General features: G+C 71.1%; 16 protein-coding genes. 2 read left to right on the plus strand and 14 right to left on the minus strand.

Annotated features, from left to right (window positions below):
- Window positions 1-12: 12 nt before the first annotated feature.
- The gene (locus RM704_RS08605) at window positions 13-1,098 is read right to left on the minus strand and encodes a prephenate dehydrogenase (protein WP_311590401.1); all 1,086 of its coding nucleotides are present in this window, start codon (window positions 1,096-1,098) and stop codon (window positions 13-15) included.
- The gene (gene aroH / locus RM704_RS08610) at window positions 1,095-1,457 is read right to left on the minus strand and encodes a chorismate mutase (protein ID WP_033528887.1); all 363 of its coding nucleotides are present in this window, start codon (window positions 1,455-1,457) and stop codon (window positions 1,095-1,097) included. Before aroH ends, RM704_RS08605 begins: the two co-directional genes overlap by 4 nt.
- 216 nt (window positions 1,458-1,673) lie before the next feature.
- Between aroH and RM704_RS08615 the strand changes: the two genes are divergently transcribed.
- Window positions 1,674-2,099, plus strand: coding sequence for a Rieske (2Fe-2S) protein (locus RM704_RS08615; protein WP_033528888.1), 426 nt, complete (start codon window positions 1,674-1,676; stop codon window positions 2,097-2,099).
- A 22-nt stretch (window positions 2,100-2,121) separates the two neighbouring features.
- Entirely contained in the window at window positions 2,122-2,973 is an 852-nt protein-coding gene (locus RM704_RS08620; protein WP_033528889.1) for a nucleotidyltransferase domain-containing protein, read from the plus strand.
- Here the strand turns inward: RM704_RS08620 and RM704_RS08625 are convergent.
- The 12 genes from RM704_RS08625 to pyrG form a co-directional block, all read right to left on the minus strand.
- Window positions 2,890-3,651, minus strand: coding sequence for a nucleotidyltransferase domain-containing protein (locus RM704_RS08625; RefSeq protein ID WP_033528909.1), 762 nt, complete (start codon window positions 3,649-3,651; stop codon window positions 2,890-2,892). The two genes, RM704_RS08620 and RM704_RS08625, sit on opposite strands and share 84 nt — an antisense overlap.
- 15 nt (window positions 3,652-3,666) lie before the next feature.
- A complete protein-coding gene (locus tag RM704_RS08630) occupies window positions 3,667-4,689 on the minus strand; it encodes an ADP-ribosylglycohydrolase family protein (RefSeq protein WP_033528890.1) in 1,023 nt (340 codons plus the stop codon).
- Window positions 4,689-5,414, minus strand: a complete 726-nt coding sequence (locus RM704_RS08635) for an NUDIX hydrolase (RefSeq protein ID WP_033528910.1) — start codon at window positions 5,412-5,414, stop codon at window positions 4,689-4,691. The genes RM704_RS08630 and RM704_RS08635 overlap by 1 nt, the downstream gene beginning before the upstream one ends.
- A gap of 262 nt (window positions 5,415-5,676) precedes the next feature.
- Entirely contained in the window at window positions 5,677-6,816 is a 1,140-nt protein-coding gene (locus RM704_RS08640; protein ID WP_033528891.1) for a pseudouridine synthase, read from the minus strand.
- Entirely contained in the window at window positions 6,816-7,493 is a 678-nt protein-coding gene (gene scpB / locus RM704_RS08645) for an SMC-Scp complex subunit ScpB (RefSeq protein ID WP_033528892.1), read from the minus strand. Before scpB ends, RM704_RS08640 begins: the two co-directional genes overlap by 1 nt.
- A complete protein-coding gene (locus tag RM704_RS08650; RefSeq protein ID WP_078937233.1) occupies window positions 7,490-8,650 on the minus strand; it encodes a segregation and condensation protein A in 1,161 nt (386 codons plus the stop codon). The genes scpB and RM704_RS08650 overlap by 4 nt, the downstream gene beginning before the upstream one ends.
- Window positions 8,651-8,668: 18 nt before the next feature.
- On the minus strand, window positions 8,669-9,238 hold the full coding sequence (locus RM704_RS08655; RefSeq protein WP_033528893.1) for a hypothetical protein: 570 nt from the start codon (window positions 9,236-9,238) through the stop codon (window positions 8,669-8,671).
- Window positions 9,223-10,350 carry a ParA family protein gene (locus RM704_RS08660; RefSeq protein WP_078937234.1) on the minus strand — a complete coding sequence of 376 codons (1,128 nt, stop codon included), beginning with the start codon at window positions 10,348-10,350 and terminating at the stop codon, window positions 9,223-9,225. The genes RM704_RS08655 and RM704_RS08660 overlap by 16 nt, the downstream gene beginning before the upstream one ends.
- A 447-nt stretch (window positions 10,351-10,797) precedes the next feature.
- Window positions 10,798-11,922: an alanine dehydrogenase gene (gene ald, locus RM704_RS08665; RefSeq protein WP_033528895.1), complete on the minus strand. Its 1,125-nt coding sequence runs from the start codon at window positions 11,920-11,922 to the stop codon at window positions 10,798-10,800.
- Between the two features lie 166 nt (window positions 11,923-12,088).
- Entirely contained in the window at window positions 12,089-14,179 is a 2,091-nt protein-coding gene (locus RM704_RS08670) for a tetratricopeptide repeat protein (RefSeq protein WP_311590409.1), read from the minus strand.
- A gap of 267 nt (window positions 14,180-14,446) precedes the next feature.
- On the minus strand, window positions 14,447-15,073 hold the full coding sequence (locus RM704_RS08675; RefSeq protein ID WP_033528896.1) for an NUDIX domain-containing protein: 627 nt from the start codon (window positions 15,071-15,073) through the stop codon (window positions 14,447-14,449).
- Between the two features lie 95 nt (window positions 15,074-15,168).
- Complete coding sequence (gene pyrG, locus RM704_RS08680) at window positions 15,169-16,827, minus strand: CTP synthase (protein WP_033528897.1); 1,659 nt, start codon at window positions 16,825-16,827, stop codon at window positions 15,169-15,171.
- Window positions 16,828-16,949 lie beyond the last annotated feature (122 nt).

Consider the following 16,949-nt stretch of genomic DNA (forward strand, 5'->3'; position numbering starts at 1 on the left):
GAAACACCCGCCCTACTGCCGGATCGCCCAACCCCGCTCCCGCAACGCCCCCGTCAACACCACCGCCGCCTTCGGCTCCACCATCAACTGCACCAGACCCGCCTGCTGCCCGGTGGCGTGCTCGATGCGGACGTCCTCGATGTTGACGCCGGCGGCCCCCGCGTCGGCGAAGATGCGGGCCAGCTGGCCCGGCTGGTCGTCGATCAGTACCGCCACCACCTCGTAGCTCCGCGGCGCGGACCCGTGCTTGCCGGGGACCCGGACCTGGCCGGCGTTGCCGCGGCGCAGGACGTCCTCGATGCCGGTGACGCCCTCGCGACGCTTGGCCTCGTCGGAGGCCTGGAGGGCGCGCAGGGCCTGGACGGTCTCGCCGAGGTCGGCGGCGACATCCGTGAGGAGGTCGGCGACCGGGCCGGGGTTGGCGGAGAGGATGTCGATCCACATGCCGGGGTCGGAGGCCGCGATCCGGGTCACGTCCCGGATGCCCTGCCCGCACAGCCGTACGGCCGCCTCCTCGGCGTGCTCCAGCCGCGCGGCGACCAGGCTGGAGACGAGGTGCGGCATGTGCGAGACCAGGGCGACGGCCCGGTCGTGGGCGTCCGCGTCCATGACCACCGGGACGGCCCGGCAGTGCGAGACCAGCTCCAGGGCGAGGTTCAGGACCTCGGTGTCGGTGTCCCGGGTGGGGGTGAGCACCCAGGGGCGGCCCTCGAAGAGGTCACCGGTCGCGGCCAGCGGCCCCGACTTCTCGCGGCCCGACATGGGGTGGGAGCCGATGTAGCAGGAGAGGTCGAGGCCCAGCGCCTCCAGCTCCCGGCGGGGGCCGCCCTTCACGGACGCCACGTCGAGGTAGCCGCGCGCGAGACCCCGGCGCATGGCGTCGGCGAGGATCGCGGCCACGTGCGCGGGCGGGGCGGCGACGATCGCGAGGTCCACGGGGCCCTCGGGTGCCTCGTCGGTGCCGGCGCCGAGCGCGGCGGCCGTACGGGCCTGCTCGGGGTCGTGGTCGGTGAGGTGGACGATCACCCCGCGCTGGGCGAGAGCGAGGGCGGCGGAGGTGCCGATCAGCCCGGTGCCGATGACGAGTGCGGTTCTCACTGGGCGATGTCCTTGCGGAGCGCGGCCGCGGCGCCCAGGTACACGTGCGCGATCTCGGAGCGCGGCCGGTCGGACTCGATGTGCGCGAGGATCCGTACGACCCGGGGCATGGCGCCCTCGATGTCCAGCTCCTGCGCGCAGATCAGGGGGACGTCGACGATGCCGAGCTTGCGGGCCGCGGCGGCCGGGAAGTCGCTGTGCAGGTCGGGGGTGGCCGTGAACCAGATGCTGATCAGGTCGTCCGGGCCGAGCCCGTTGCGCTCCAGGACCGCGGTGAGCAGCTCGCCCACCTGCTCGTCCATGTGCCCCGCCTCGTCCCGTTCGAGTTGGACGGCGCCCCGGACCGCTCGTACCGCCACGACTCTGCTCCTCGCTGATCTACTGCCGACTCGTTGTACGACCAGCCTAGTCAGCCCGCCCCCGGCCGGTACGCGGCGCCCGCCTGCCGAGACGCCCGCCGGGAGGCCGACGGCGGTGCGCCGCCTGCACGCCCCCGGAGGTTCCGGACGTACGAATGGTGCCTTTTATGGCAATCTCTCCCGGGTTGGGTTCTTCCGTACGTTCGGAGTGACGACATGACGATGGGTTCGACGCGGCGCACGGTGCTGGCGACCGGCGCGGCAGGCACGGCGGCGCTGCTGGTGGGATGCGGCGGCGACGGCGGCGACTCCCAGGAGGAGACCTCGCCCGGGGACGCCGGCACGGGCGGTGCCGGTGAGGAGCTGACCACGACGGCCGACATCCCGGTGGGCGGCGGCAGGATCTTCAAGGACCAGAAGGTCGTCGTGACACAGCCGCAGGAGGGTGACTTCAAGGCCTTCTCGGCGGTCTGCACGCACCAGGGCTGCATCGTCAGCAGCGTCTCGGACGAGACGATCGACTGCGCCTGCCACGGCAGCAAGTTCAAGATCACGGATGGTGCGGTGGTGCAGGGCCCGGCCACGGAGCCGCTGCCCGCCGAGGAGATCAAGGTCGCGGGAAATTCGATTCAGCTGGCCTGAGGCACCACGTACGCTCCCGGGCATGCAGCCCCCGCATCCCCACACCCTGGTCCGCGACCACACGATCTACGCCTGTGTGATGGGGTCGCGGGCCTTCGGTCTCGCGACGGACGACAGCGACACCGACCGGCGGGGCGTCTTCCTCGCCCCCACCGAACTGTTCTGGCGCTTCGACAAGCCGCCGACCCACGTGGAGGGTCCGGCGGAGGAGCAGTTCGGCTGGGAGTTGGAACGCTTCTGCAATCTGGCCCTGCGCGCCAACCCGAACATCCTGGAGTGCCTGCACTCCCCCTTGGTGGAGCACGTCGACGCCACCGGCCGGGAACTGCTCGCGCTGCGCGGGGCGTTCCTCTCCCGGCAGGCCCACGAGACGTTCGCCCGCTACGCCCTGGGCCAGCGCAAGAAGCTCGACGCGGACGTCCGTACGCACGGCGCCCCGCGCTGGAAGCACGCCATGCATCTCCTCCGCCTGCTGATGAGCTGCCGTGACCTGCTGCGCACGGGCACGCTCACCGTCGACGTGGGCGACCAGCGCGAGCCCCTGCTGGCGGTGAAGCGGGGCGAGGTGGCGTGGGCCAGGGTCGAGTCCTGGATGGCCCGGCTGGCGACGGAGGCCGAGGAGGCGGTGCACCGCAGCCCGCTGCCGCCGGAGCCGGACCGGGCCCGGGTCGAGGACTTCGTCGTACGCACCCGGCACGCGTCGGCCCTCCGTGCGCGCCCGGACCTCGGGACCGACCCGGACCTCGGGACCGTCACAGACCTCGGGACCGTCACAGACCTCGGGACCGACTCAGCCCCTCGTGGCGTCGAGCCGGACCCGGACGACGAAATCGTGCAGGGCGTCGTACGCGGAGGGGCTCTCCGGGAGCGGTGACAGCGCCTGCTCCTGGTCCAGGACCCCCTGGAGCCGCTCCACGTCCTGCGCGACGCGCTCCTGGTCGACCTCGGCCTTGCCGTGCTCCAGCGCCGCCTTCGCCGCGACGAGGTCGGGCAGATACCCGGGTGCCTCGTCCACCAGCGGTACCAGGGTGGGCAGATGGGCCAGCACCTCGCCGCTGCGCATGAGGTGGATACCGGTGAGCAGTACGCGGAACGTGTAGAGCAGCGGCTTGAGTTCGCCGGTCTTCTCGAAGAGCCGCCACTGGGTGATGGCGAACCCGCGGTAGTGGTGGGCGTGATGCCGGGTCAGGACCCCGGGGGCGAGCGCGACCAGTTCGCGGTGCGCCTCACCGCTGTGCACGACGAGCGGGGAGAGCAACTGCTCCAGCACATAGCCGTTGCGGCGCAGCATCAACCGTACGAACTTGCGCAGGTCGTGCGTGACGAGGTCCATCTCGACACCGTCCCGGTCCCACATCCGCGACCGGGTCTCCTCCGGCTCGCGCAGCCCGAGCAGTTCGGCCGTGGGCAGCAGATGCACACCGCGCAGGTCCACGTCCGAGTCGCGCGACGGGAAGCCGTACAGGTGGGCTCCGGAGACGGTCGCGAAGAGCAGCGGGTCGGGCTGTTCGGCGACCACGGAGGCCAGGTCGATGTCGAGGGCGTCGGTCAGGGCGTCGGTCATCCCTCAAGCGTCCCAGAGGGCTCCCAGCGAGACGAGGTCACCCTGGTACTCGATCCGGTCGGCCCACTCGGCGGGCCAGGCGTCCGGCCCGTGGTAGGCGCCCGCGAAGGCACCGGTGAGGCAGGCGATGGAGTCGGAGTCACCCGAGGTGCAGGCGGCGCGGCGCAGCGCGGTGACGGGCTCGTCGACGAAGAGCAGGAAGCACAACAGCCCGGTGGCGAGGGCCTCCTCGGCGATCCAGCCCTCCCCCGTGGCCAGGCAGGGGTCCGTCTCGGGCGACGGGAGCCGCAGGGCGCTCTGCACCCGGTCCAGGGCCTCCAGGCACTCGTCCCAGCCCCGGGCGATGTAGTGCTCGGGCGAGGGGTCCTGGCTGTAGGTCCACAGGTCGCCGAGCCAGCGCGCGTGGTAGCGGGAGCGGTTCTCGTACGCGTACGAGCGCAGCAGGCCGACCAGACCCATCGGTTCGGCGCCCTGGGCGAGCAGCCGTATCGCGTGGGCGGTGAGGTCGGAGGCGGCGAGCGCGGTGGGGTGGCCGTGGGTGAGGCCGGCCTGCAACTGGGCGGCGCCCGCGCGCTGTTCGTCGCTGAGCGGGCCGATCAGACCGAGCGGCGCGACCCGCATGTTGGCGCCGCAGCCCTTGGAGTGGATCTGGCTGGCGAGCTGCCAGGGGTGCCGCTCGACCGCGAGGAGGTCGCAGGCGACCAGGCAGGTGTTGCCGGGGGCGCGGTTGTTCTCCGGGGAGCGGGACCACTCCACGAACTCCTTGCGGACGGCCCGCTCCAGCGCCTCGGCGCCGAGCGATCCGCGGTCCATGGCCGTGCGCAGCCCGTGCGCCAGCGCCAGCGTCATCTGGGTGTCGTCGGTGACGATCGCGGGCTTCGGCAGCTCCATCTTCCGCCAGGGGCCGCACTTGGCGAGGATCGACGGAATGTCGTTGAACTCCGTCGGGTAGCCGAGGGCGTCTCCGAGGGCGAGTCCGAGCAGGGAGCCGGTGGCGGAGCGCTTCGTACGGAGCGTCATGGTCATCAGGGCCGTCCTTCCGTGGTGGGTCGCAGCAGGGGCGGGTGCAGGGCGGTGGCCCCGCCCGCCCGGTACAGCGCGGCGGGCTTGCCGCGGCCGCCGGTCAGGCGGGCGGCGCCGGGCACCTGTTCGACGAAGCCCGGCGTGGCCAGCACCTTGCGCCGGAAGTTGGGCCGGTCGAGCGGAGTGCCCCACACGGTCTCGTAGACCTGCCGCAGCTCGCCGAGGGTGAACTCGGGCGGGCAGAAGGAGGTGGCGAGACAGGTGTATTCGAGTTTGGCGCCGACGCGGTCGTGGGCGTCGGCGAGGATGCGGTCGTGGTCGAAGGCGAGCGGGCCGATGGCGTTGAAACGCAGCCACTGGGCCTGCGCGGCGTCACCTCCGCCGTGCGGGACGGGCGGGTCCGGGAGCAGAGCGGCGAACGCGACGGTGACGACCCGCATCCGGGGGTCCCTGCCGGGCTCGCTGTAGGTGCGCAACTGCTCCAGGTGGAGTCCGGAGTCGTCCTTGAGGCCGGTCTCCTCCGCGAGTTCGCGCCAGGCGGCCTCCTCCGCGGACTCGTCCGGCAGCACGAACCCGCCGGGCAGCGCCCAGCGGCCCGCGTACGGTTCCTGTCCGCGCTCGACGAGCAACACCTGCAGGGTGCCCGCGCGGACGGTGAAGACGGCCAGGTCGACGGTGACGGCGAAGGGTTCGAAGGCGTACTTGTCGTAGCCCTCGGGTGAGGTCATGCCCATCGCCTCCTTTATGGTCACCATGACTAATAGTCATTACGACTATAAAGGGACGGGCCACGGGCCACAAGCCCTTTACGAGGAAAGGAACGCCAAGAACGGCGTCAAGAGCGGCGCCGGGAACGGCAAAGAGCCGGCCCCGACGGCAAAGCGGGGACCGGCTCCTGCTCGAACGCGCCGCGCGCCGCGGCGAAGCCCGAGATCTCCGAAGGCACAGGAAGGCCCAGGAGGAAGAAGGCCTAGGAAGGCCTAGGAAGGCCTAGAGGTCGACCTCCTGCATCAGCATCCCGACCTCCGTGTTCGACAGCCGGCGCAGCCAGCCCGACTTCTGGTCGCCGAGGGTGATCGGCCCGAAGGCGGTGCGGACGAGGTTGTCGACGGGGAAGCCGGCCTCGGCCAGCATCCGGCGCACGATGTGCTTGCGCCCCTCGTGGAGGGTGACCTCCACGAGGTAGTTCTTGCCGGTCTGCTGCACCACACGGAAGTGGTCCGCGCGCGCGTACCCGTCCTCCAGCTGGATGCCGTCCTTGAGCTGCTTGCCCAGGTCGCGCGGGATCGGGCCCACGATGTGCGCGACGTACGTCTTCTTGACGCCGTACTTGGGGTGGGTCAGCCGGTGCGCCAACTCGCCGTGGTTGGTGAGCAGGATGATGCCCTCGGTCTCGGTGTCGAGCCGTCCGACGTGGAACAGCCGCGTCTCGCGGTTGGTCACGTAGTCGCCGAGGCACTGCCGGCCCTCGGGGTCCTCCATGGTGGAGACGACACCGGCGGGCTTGTTCAGCGCGAAGAACTGGTACGACTGCGTGGCGACGGTCAGACCGTCGACCTTGACCTCGTCCTTCTCCGGGTCGACGCGCTTGCCCTGCTCCAGCACGATCTCGCCGTTGACCTCGACCCGCGCCTGCTCGATCAGCTCCTCACAGGCCCGCCGCGAGCCGTAGCCCGCGCGCGCGAGGATTTTCTGCAGCCGCTCGCCCTCCTGCTCGGCACCCGGGAAGGTCTTGGGCAGCTTGAAGTCCTTCTTGCCCGCGTACCGCTCCCGGTTGCGCTCCTCGGCACGCGCGTCGTACTCGCGCGAGGTCGCCGGGGCCGACCGGCCGCGCTGCTGCTGGGACTGCTTCGGACCGCCCTTGGCTCCGCCGCGCGCCGAGGCGCCGCGCCCGGACTTGGGACCGTCCTGGGCGGCGCCGGGGCCCACGTCGTAACGGCGCTTTTCGGGACGGGGCTTCTTCGGCCGACCGCCCTGCTTGTCGTCGCGGTCGTTCCCGGCGCCGCGGTAGTTGCCGCGGCCACCACCGCTCCCGCCGCGCCCACCACTGCTCCCGCCGCGGCCGCCGCTGTTGCCACCACGGCTCCCGCCGTTGTTTCCGCCGCTGTTCCTGCCGCTGCTGCTTCGCATCAAAGTTCCGTCTTGTCGTCTGTGTCCTCGGAATCCGGAGCATCCGGATCGAACGACGGTACGGCTTCCTGGGTCTCGGCCTCGATCGCCTCCGCCTCCGGGAGGAAGGGCGCGAGCTCCGGGAGCTCGTCCAGGCCGCGCAGGCCCATCCGCTCCAGGAAGTAGTTCGTCGTCCTGTACAGGATCGCACCTGTTTCGGGTTCCGCGCCCGCCTCCTCGACCAGCCCCCGCTGAAGCAGGGTGCGCATGACCCCGTCGCAGTTGACTCCTCGTACGGCCGAGACCCTGCTCCGGCTCACCGGCTGCCGGTACGCGACCACGGCCAGCGTCTCCAGCGCGGCCTGGGTCAGCCGCGCCTGCTGCCCGTCGAGGACGAACCTCTCGACGGCGGCGGCGTACTCGGGCCTGGTGTAGAACCGCCAGCCCCCGGCGATCAGCCGCAGCTCGAACCCGCGCCCCTGTGTCGCGTACTCGTCGGCGAGCTCCCTGAGCGCCTTGGAGATCTGCCGCTTCGGCCGCTCCAGGATCTTGCTCAGATGCTCCGCCGTCGCGGGCTCGTCCACGACCATGAGGACGGCCTCCAGGGCGGGCTTGAGGTCGAGGCCGGCGACGGAACGCGACCCCGCGGGCGCCTCGGTCGCCCCCTCCGCAGTTCCCCTGGTCGTCTCCTCGCTCATGCCTTCGTCTCCTCCTTCGGCGGTTCGGGCGGCCGGTCGAACTCGTCCGTGACCACGGGCTCGGCGTTCCCTTCACCGCCGGTCCAGCGCACGATGAGATCCCCGAGGGCCGTCTCCTGGTCCAGCGCCACGGCCTTCTCCCGGTAGAGCTCCAGCAGCGCGAGGAAGCGGGCGACGACGGTCAGGGTGTCGTCGGTGTCCTCGACGAGCACACGGAAGGACGCCTCCCCCAGCTCCCGCAGCCGCGCGACCACGATCCCGGCCTGCTCCTGCACACTCACCAGGGGCGCGTGGATGTGATCGACGTACACCTGCGGCTTCGGCTTCGGCTGCATCGCCTTCACCGCGAGCCTGGCGAATCCTTCCGCCCCGATGCTGATGACCACCTCGGGCAGCAGCTCGGCATGGTGCGGCTCCAGCCCGACGGTCCGGGGATAGCGCCGGGCCTCCTCGTCGAGCCGCTGGTTGAAGATGTCCGCGATCCGTTTGTAGGCGCGGTACTGGAGCAGCCGGGCGAACAGCAGGTCCCGGGCTTCGAGGAGCGCGAGGTCGGCCTCGTCCTCGACCTCGGCGGCGGGCAGCAGCCGCGCCGCCTTCAGATCCAGCAGCGTCGCCGCGACGACGAGGAACTCGGTCGTCTCGTCGAGGTCCCAGTCCGGCCCCATGGCCCGGATGTGCGCCATGAACTCGTCGGTGACCTTGGACAGCGCCACCTCGGTGACATCCATCTTGTGCTTCGAGATCAACTGAAGCAACAGGTCGAACGGCCCCTCGAAGTTGGCCAGCCGAACCTTGAAACCCCCACCACCAGCCTCGGCTCCGGCTCCGGCTCCGGCTCCGGGCTCGGCGTCAGCTGGGACTTCGGCTTCGGCTCCGGCCGCTGCTTCAGGCTCGGCCTCGGCCTCGGCCGGGACGGCAACCGGCGGCCTCTCGTCGCCTCCGCCGCCGCCGTCGTCGCGGGCAGGCGTCTCGTAGGGCGGAACGGATGGGGGGAACGCCCGACCGGCGTCGGCCGCCGTACGCTCCCCGGCCGGGGACTCGCTCGAAACCGGCTCGACCGGCGGAGCCGAGGGCGGAGCCGTCGGCCCCCTCCCCAGCGCACGCCGACGACCACCGGAACCACCGGAAGCCGAGCCAGAGGAGTCATACGAGGTCATAGCCCCCGCAGGCTACCTCTACCGCCCCCGCAGCCGTCGTACGAGGATGCTCGCGTCCCCACGGGACTCCAGATCCGCCAGCACCACGGCGACGGCCTCCCGTACGATCCGCCCCCGGTCGACGGCCAGTCCGTGCTCGCCCCGCAGCACCAACCGCGCGTGTTCGAGGTCCATGAGCTCCTCGGCGGAGACATACACGGTGATCTTCTCGTCGTGCCGCTCCCGTCCGCTGGGCCGGCGCCCGGAGGCGCGTCCCCGTTTCCGGGGAGCGGCAGAACCTTCCTGCGGCTTCGGCTGCCGCCCGGCGGCGGCCCGCTCGGCCCCCGCCGCGGCGTTACGGCTGCGCGGCTGCTCGCCGTCGGACTCGGCGTCCGCGGCCACGTGCTCGGACCCCTCGCCGTCACCGCCCTGCACGGGCACGGACGGCGGCGCGTCCTCCGCGCCGGCGGCCCCGTCGCTCTCCCCGGCGGGACCGGGCACACGGGCTTCTCCGCCCGGCCCCCGCCGGGGAGCGGACGGCTGCAGCGCCGTTCCCCCTGTCGTACGGAAGAGTTCGTCGGCCCCCGGCAGACTCACTCGGCGTGACACCGGGCGAGCACCTCCCTGGCGAGCTGACGGTAGGCGGCGGCGCCGACGGAGTTGGAGGCGTACGTGGTGATCGGCTCACCGGCGACCGTGGTCTCCGGGAAGCGGACCGTGCGCCCGATGACCGTGTGGTAGACGTGCTCGTCGAACGCCTCGACGACACGCGCGAGGACCTCACGGCTGTGCACGGTGCGGGAGTCGTACATCGTGGCGAGGATGCCGTCGAGCTCCAGCTCCGGGTTGAGCCGCTCCTGGACCTTCTCGATGGTCTCGGTCAGCAGCGCGACACCGCGGAGAGCGAAGAACTCACACTCCAGAGGCACTATCACCTTGTGCGCGGCCGTCAGGGCGTTGACCGTGAGCAGACCGAGCGAGGGCTGGCAGTCGATCACGATGTAGTCGTAGTCGGCCATGAGCGGCTTCAGGGCGCGCTGGAGCGTCGACTCGCGCGCGACCTCGGAGACCAGCTGGACCTCGGCCGCGGACAGGTCGATGTTGCTCGGCAGCAGGTCCATGTTGGGGACCGCGGTCTTCAGCAGGACCTCGTCGGCCGACATGCCCCGCTCCATGAGCAGGTTGTAGACCGTGAGGTCGAGCTCCATCGGGTTCACCCCGAGGCCGACCGAGAGGGCGCCCTGCGGGTCGAAGTCGACGAGCAGGACCCGGCGGCCGTACTCCGCGAGCGCGGCACCCAGGTTGATGGTCGACGTCGTCTTGCCGACGCCGCCCTTCTGGTTGCACATCGCGATGATCTTCGCGGGACCGTGGTCGGTCAGCGGGCCCGGGATCGGGAAGTAGGGCAGCGGGCGACCGGTCGGACCGATGCGCTCGCGGCGCTGACGGGCCGCGTCGGGCGCGAGCGTGGCCGCGTACTCCGGATCGGGCTCGTACTCGGCGTCGGGGTCGTAGAAGTGCCCGTCGGGCAGCTCGTCGTAGTCGGCGAAGTGGTTGTGGACCCCGCCACTTCCGTCGCCGGCCATGGCGTTCACGTGTTGGCCATCCATGCTCTGGAGTGCTGTCGGAGTTGCCTGCGGACTCTGGTGGGCTGCGAAGGTGCGGACAGCGACGGAGCCGACAGCCGCGAACCCCATAGGGCCCGAGACCGGCGCAGGCATTCCTGGTTGACCACCCCCGGGAGTAAATGTCGACTCATTCACAAGTCGTCTTACCTCCTTGGTGACCAGGAAACTTCTAGATAGGTCAGCGTGGCACCATGCCGACGGTTGGCGACTCTATGGCGTGTCGGCGGTCCGCAGCAACACAATCCGCCGGACCCGGCCCGATGTGTCGGCAATGAAACATGCGGCTGTCAAGGGCGTAGGGCCGTCGCACGGCAGGTTTCACCGGTGCGCGAAACATCCGAACGGTTATGTTCGAGGCGAGTTGCGCGAGTGTCGCAAAGTGACCATACACACATCCGGCCGGACCTTGTCGGGCAAGATCCGGCCGGGAAGGTGCTGTTGACGACCTGTGTTGACGTATCGCCTTTTACCGAAAGGTGACTTAAAGCAGCCGGTCAGCGGGGCGTCGACACCCCCGAAGGCGAGTCCGTCGCCGGCGGATCAGCCGAGCAGCGACGCCAACTCGACGTGCTCCAGGCCGTGCGCGTCGGCCACCTCGCGGTAAACGACCCTGCCGTCATGGGTGTTGAGCCCCCTGGCCAGCGCCGGGTCGCGGCGTGACGCCTCGGCCCAGCCGTGGTCGGCGAGTTCGACGATGTACGGCAGCGTGGCGTTGGTCAGCGCGTAGGTGGAGGTGTTGGGCACCGCGCCGGGCATGTTGGCGACGCAGTAGAAGACCGACTCGTGGACCGGGAAGGTCGGCTCGGCGTGCGTGGTGGGCCGGGAGTCCTCGAAGCAGCCGCCCTGGTCGATCGCGATGTCGACAAGGACACTTCCCGGCTTCATCCGCGACACCAGCTCGTTGGTGACCAGCTTCGGGGCCTTGGCCCCCGGGATGAGGACGGCACCGATGACGAGGTCGGCCTCCAGGCAGGCCTTCTCCAGCTCGAAGGCGTTGGAGACGACGGTCTGGATCTTGGTGCCGAAGACCTTGTCCGCCTCCTTGAGCTTGTTGATGTCCTTGTCGAGCAGGGTCACGTGGAAGCCCATGCCGATGGCGATCTGCGCCGCGTTCCAGCCCGACACACCACCGCCGATGACGACGGCCCGCCCGGCCAGCACCCCCGGCACACCACCGGGCAGCACGCCGCGCCCGCCGTTGGCCCGCATCAGGTGGTACGCGCCGACCTGGGGGGCGAGCCGGCCCGCGACCTCCGACATCGGCGCGAGCAGCGGCAGCGCGCGGTTCGGCAGCTCGACGGTCTCGTATGCGATCGCGGTCGTGCCCGACTCGACGAGGGCGTCCGTGCACTCCTTGGAGGCGGCCAGGTGCAGGTAGGTGAAGAGCGTCTGGTCCTTGCGGAGGCGGTGGTACTCCTCGGCGATGGGCTCCTTGACCTTGAGCAGCAGGTCGGCCGCGGCCCACACCTCGTCGGCCGTGGCCAGGATCTCGGCGCCGGCGGCGACGTACTCGACGTCCGGGATCGACGAGCCGACTCCGGCGCCCTGCTCGATGACGACCTGGTGGCCGTGGCGCACGAGCTCGTGCACGCCGGCGGGGGTGATGGCCACCCGGAACTCGTTGTTCTTGACCTCGCGGGGGATGCCGACCTTCACGTCGATCACGGTCCTTGGCTCGCAGGGGTGTGGGGGCTCGCACGCACAGGCGGAACATGCCCACCTAATGCAGGACATACCCGTACGCATCTGAGCGCACCGGGAGACACCGCAGGAGAACCGGCGGCGCAGCCAGTCTAATGAAGGTGTCCCCGCTGTCTAGCCTTTCAATGCATCAATCTTTCGCGGATGCACTACGGATTTCGCAGGCGTTAGCACCCTGTTCCGGCTCGATCTCGTTGGTTTGGGGGGCGGGGGCCTCGTCGCCGAGCAGTCGCTCGGCCGCCGCGCGGTGCAGCCGGGCCGCCGCCGGGTCGCCGAGCCGCTCCAGGGTGTCGGCGATCCGCAGCTGGATCGCGGCCTGCAGCCGGACGTCGTCGGCGCGCCGGGCCCACTCCGCGGCCTCCTGGCACGTCCGCAGCGCCTCCTCGGGCCGGCCGGCGTACTCCTGGACGCGTGCCATCTCGCTCAACACCCTTGCCTGGCCGGCCACATCGCCGAGCCGGCGGTGGCCGGTGAGCGCGGAGCTCCAGCTGCGCAGCGCCTCGCCGTACCGGCCCGCGTAGGTGTGCGCGGCGGCGATCCGGCCGTACAGCCTGGCGGCGTCCTCGCGCTCGTCACGGGCGAGCCGCTGGGCGAGCGCCCTGCCGTACCAGTCGGCGGCCCGTTCGTAGTCCTCCAGCTCCTGATGGGCGCCGCCTACGGATTCCATCGCGCGGCCGGTCGCGTACGGGTCGTTCGCCCGCCGTCCGGCGTCGAGCGCGGCCCGGTAGCGGGCCAGCGCCGACGTCGTACGGCCGGTCCGGGCGTCCAGGTCGCCGAGGTTCAGCAGGGCGGCCGCCTGCTCGCGGGGCAGTTCACGGCGCTCGGCGACATCGAGGACGAGGCCGTGCAGGTCGTACAGGTCGCAGGCGGCGGCCCGGGTGCCGAAGTGCGCCACCAGGGCCCGGACCAACTGCGACATCAGGCGCCGGGCGAGGGTGTCCAGCTCGCCGTCGGCGACCGCGAGCCGGGCCGCGGCCAGCAGCGCGGGACGGCTCACCCGCAGCCACTCCTCGGCGGCCCGGGGGGTCGGGAACCGCAGCGCCTTGGGCATCGCGAGGAGCTTCTCGCGGGCCAGCGAGCTGTCGGTCTCGGTGATGGCGCGGCAGGACTGCAGCAGCCGCACGATCCGCTCCAGCATCCGTGCACGAGCCAGCTGCAGCTCGCCCGGCCGCTCCTGGCTCTCGGCGAGGGACCGCAGCAGCGGCTGGAGACAGCCGGGAACCTCGTACTGCGGCAGCGACGAGTCGACCTCGTGCAGGAAGCCCAGGGCCACGAAGTCGTCCAGTGTGCCGCGGGCCGCGTCGACCGAGCAGCCGGCGAGGCCGGACGCGATGTGCGGGTCGACCAGGCCGGCGGGGGCCAGGGCGAGCAGGGGCAGCATCCGCGCGGCGGCGGTCGGCAGCGAGACGGAGGACAGCTTGAAGATCTTGGCGAGCGGCGGGCGGTCGTCCTCGTCGGCACGCAGCTGTTTGGCCAGGTCGGAGACGGCGGCAGAGGGACGGGCGGCCAGCCAGCCCCCGGCGAGCCGCAGCGCGGCCGGCTGGGCCCCGCACACCTCGGCGAGCCCCTCGGCCGAGCGGGGGTCCACGGTGATGCGCACCGAGCCGCTGAAGCGTTCCAGCAACTCCACGGCGGACTTGGTGTCCAGTCCGCCCAGGGTGCACGGCCGGACGTCGGAGATGCCTGTCAGCGGCCCGCCTGAGACCGCCACGACCAGGGAGTCGGGGGTGTCCGGGAGCAGTGCGTCGACCTGCTCGGCGTCGGCCGCGTCGTCCAGCAGGAGCACCACCCGGCGGTCGGCCAGCGCCTCGCGCAGGGCCTCGCTGAGATCGTCCTCGTCGGCCCCGGCCGGCGCCGGCAGCCCGAGCCCCTCGAGCAGTTCCCGCGCCGCGCGCTCGACCGGTACCCGGGTGCCGTCGGGCTCGGTGAGCCGGGTCCGCAGCACCCCATCGGGGTAACCGTCGGTAACCTGCCGTACGAGTTCCTCGGCGAGCGCGGTGCGCCCGAAACCGGGCCGGCCGGCGATGAGCAGCACCCGCGCGTGGGGCGCCTTGCGGCCCGCGAGGGTGTTGAGCCCGGCCCGGCCGATGTCGGCCCGCAGTTCCTTCAACTCTCTTGTGCGGCCCAGGAACTGACTCTCCGTGGGGGCGGCCTCGACAGCCGGGGGCCGCCCCGTACCGGACACCCGGGCACCCCCGAGGTCCACCGCCTGATCCGCCACGGGCCACTCTCCCGTCCCACCGCACGAGCAAGCCCGCCGGGACTCCGGTTCGGGCGTTTCCCGAGCCTAGTTCACGCTCTGCGACGATCTGGGCGGAGCAGGGCGGTGAGATCGCTCGATCGGATCAACAGATCGTACGACCGGCATGATCAGGAGGCCGTGAAGACGCCCCGCGTCTCCTTCAGGGTCCGACGACCGTGCCCCGCGAGGGGCGCGGGGAACTGCGCGCCGAGCCAGAGCCGACGCAGTTCACCTACGCCCCCGGACCTAGTTCTCGAACGGCCGCGCAGGCCACGGCGCCTCGGCCGCCCGCAGCGACTCCACCCCGCCCGCACTCCGCGCGGCCACCAGGGAAAGGACCCCCACCACAAGGCAGTTGTTGTGCAGCTCCCCCGCGAGCACCCCCCGCACCAGCTCGTCCAGCGGCACCCGGGCCAACTCCATGTCGGCCTCCTCGTCCTCCACCTCGAACCGCTGCCCCTCGGCCTCGGAGAGATCCCGGGCCAGGAAGATCCGCACCGCCTCGTCGCAGCCGCCGGGCGTGGTGTAGACGTCGGTGAGCACCCGCCACTCCTCCGCCTTGACGTGCGCCTCCTCGTACAGCTCGCGCTGGGCGGCGTGCAGGGGGTTCTCGCCGGGCACGTCCAGCAGGCCCGCCGGGATCTCCCAGAGCTTCTCGCGGACCGGGTGGCGGTACTGCCGGATGACCAGCACCCGGTCCTGGTCGTCGACGGCGAGGACGGCGACGGACCCGGGGTGCACCTGGTAGTCACGGCGGACGACCGACCCGTCGGGCATGACCACGTCGTCCGTGCGCACGGAGGTCTTCTTGCCGACGAACGGAGTCTCGCTCGCCCGGACCTCCCACGCCTCGGCGGTGTCCTTGATCGTCATGTCGACTCGTCCTCCCACACATGCGAAAAAAACCGGGGCACACGTCCCGAAAGACGCGCACCCCGGTCACCGTACAGCTCTCGCGCCGCTCGGATTTACTTGCCGGTCTTCCGCTCCACGGCGGCCTTCACCAGCCCCGCGAACAGCGGGTGCGGGCGGGTCGGACGGGAGCGCAGCTCGGGGTGCGCCTGGGTCGCGACCAGGTACGGGTGGACCTCGCGCGGGTACTCGACGTACTCGACGAGCTTGCCGTCGGGCGAGGTGCCGGTGAACTGCAGACCGGCCTTCTTCTCCAGTTCCGCGCGGTAGGCGTTGTTCACCTCGTAGCGGTGGCGGTGGCGCTCCTCGACGTACTCCTTGCCGTCGTACACCTCGCGCACGATCGAGCCCTCGGCGAGCTTGGCCGGGTACATGCCCAGCCGCATCGTGCCGCCCATGTCCCCCTCACCGGCGACGATGTCGAGCTGCTCGGCCATGGTGGAGATGACCGGGTGCGCGGTGGCGGCGTCGAACTCGGTGGAGTTGGCGTCCGGGATGTCGGCCAGGTTGCGCGCGGCCTCGATCACGATGCACTGCAGGCCCAGGCAGAGGCCGAGCAGCGGGATCTTGTTCTCGCGGGCGTACCGGATGGCGCCGACCTTGCCGGAGACGCCCCGGTCGCCGAAGCCGCCGGGGATGCAGATGGCGTCGACGTCGGCGAGCTGGGCCGCGGCGCCGGCCGGGGTCCTGCAGTCGTCCGAGGTGACCCACTTGATCTTCACGCGGGCCTTGTTGGCGAAGCCGCCCGCGCGCAGCGCCTCGGTGACCGAGAGGTAGGCGTCGGGCAGGTCGATGTACTTGCCGACGAGCGCCAGGTTGATCTCGTGGAGCGGGTTGTGGACGCGGTCGAGCAGGTCGTCCCAGGTCGTCCAGTCCACGTCGCGGAACGGCAGGTCCAGCTTGCGGACCACATAGGCGTCCAGGCCCTCGCCGTGCACCGTCTTCGGGATGTCGTAGATCGAGCGGGCGTCGGGACACGCGACCACGGCGGCCTCGTCGACGTCACACATCAGGGAGATCTTGCGCTTGATCGCGGCGGGCACCTCGCGGTCGCAGCGCAGCACGATCGCATCTGGCTGAATACCGATGTTGCGCAGAGCCGCAACCGAGTGCTGGGTCGGCTTCGTCTTCAGCTCCCCCGACGGCCCGATGTACGGCAGGAGCGAGATGTGGACGACGAAGACGTTGTCGCGGCCGACCTCGTGACGGACCTGGCGGACGGTCTCCAGGAACGGCAGCGACTCGATGTCGCCGACGGTGCCGCCGACCTCGGTGATGACGACGTCGACCTCGTCGGAGGCCATGCGCCGGATGCGGTGCTTGATCTCGTTGGTGATGTGCGGGATGACCTGCACGGTGTCGCCGAGGTACTCGCCGCGCCGTTCCTTGGCGATGACGGTGTTGTAGACCTGGCCGGTGGTGACGTTGGCCGAGCCGTCCAGGTCGCGGTCGAGGAAGCGCTCGTAGTGGCCGATGTCCAGGTCGGTCTCGGCGCCGTCGTTGGTGACGAACACCTCACCGTGCTGGAAGGGGTTCATCGTGCCCGGGTCGACGTTCAGGTAGGGGTCGAGCTTCTGCATCACGACACGCAGGCCGCGGGCCTTGAGCAGCATGCCGAGGCTGGAGGCGGTCAGACCCTTGCCGAGCGAGGAGGCGACACCCCCGGTGACGAAGATGTGCTTTGTCGTCGTGTTTCGAAAAGCAGCGGGCGGCATGGCCAAGAGGGGGCTCCCGTGGTCGCGGTTCGGTGTGCGGGTCGGCCGCCGCCCGAACTCATCCTTCGGGGGTGCCTTCGCTGCGGTTCGGGGGTCCCTCTTGCGTCGGGGCGCCCACCGGT

The sequence above is a fragment of the Streptomyces gottesmaniae genome, assembly GCF_031845845.1.
In the GTDB taxonomy this organism is placed as follows: Bacteria; Actinomycetota; Actinomycetes; order Streptomycetales; family Streptomycetaceae; genus Streptomyces; species Streptomyces akebiae.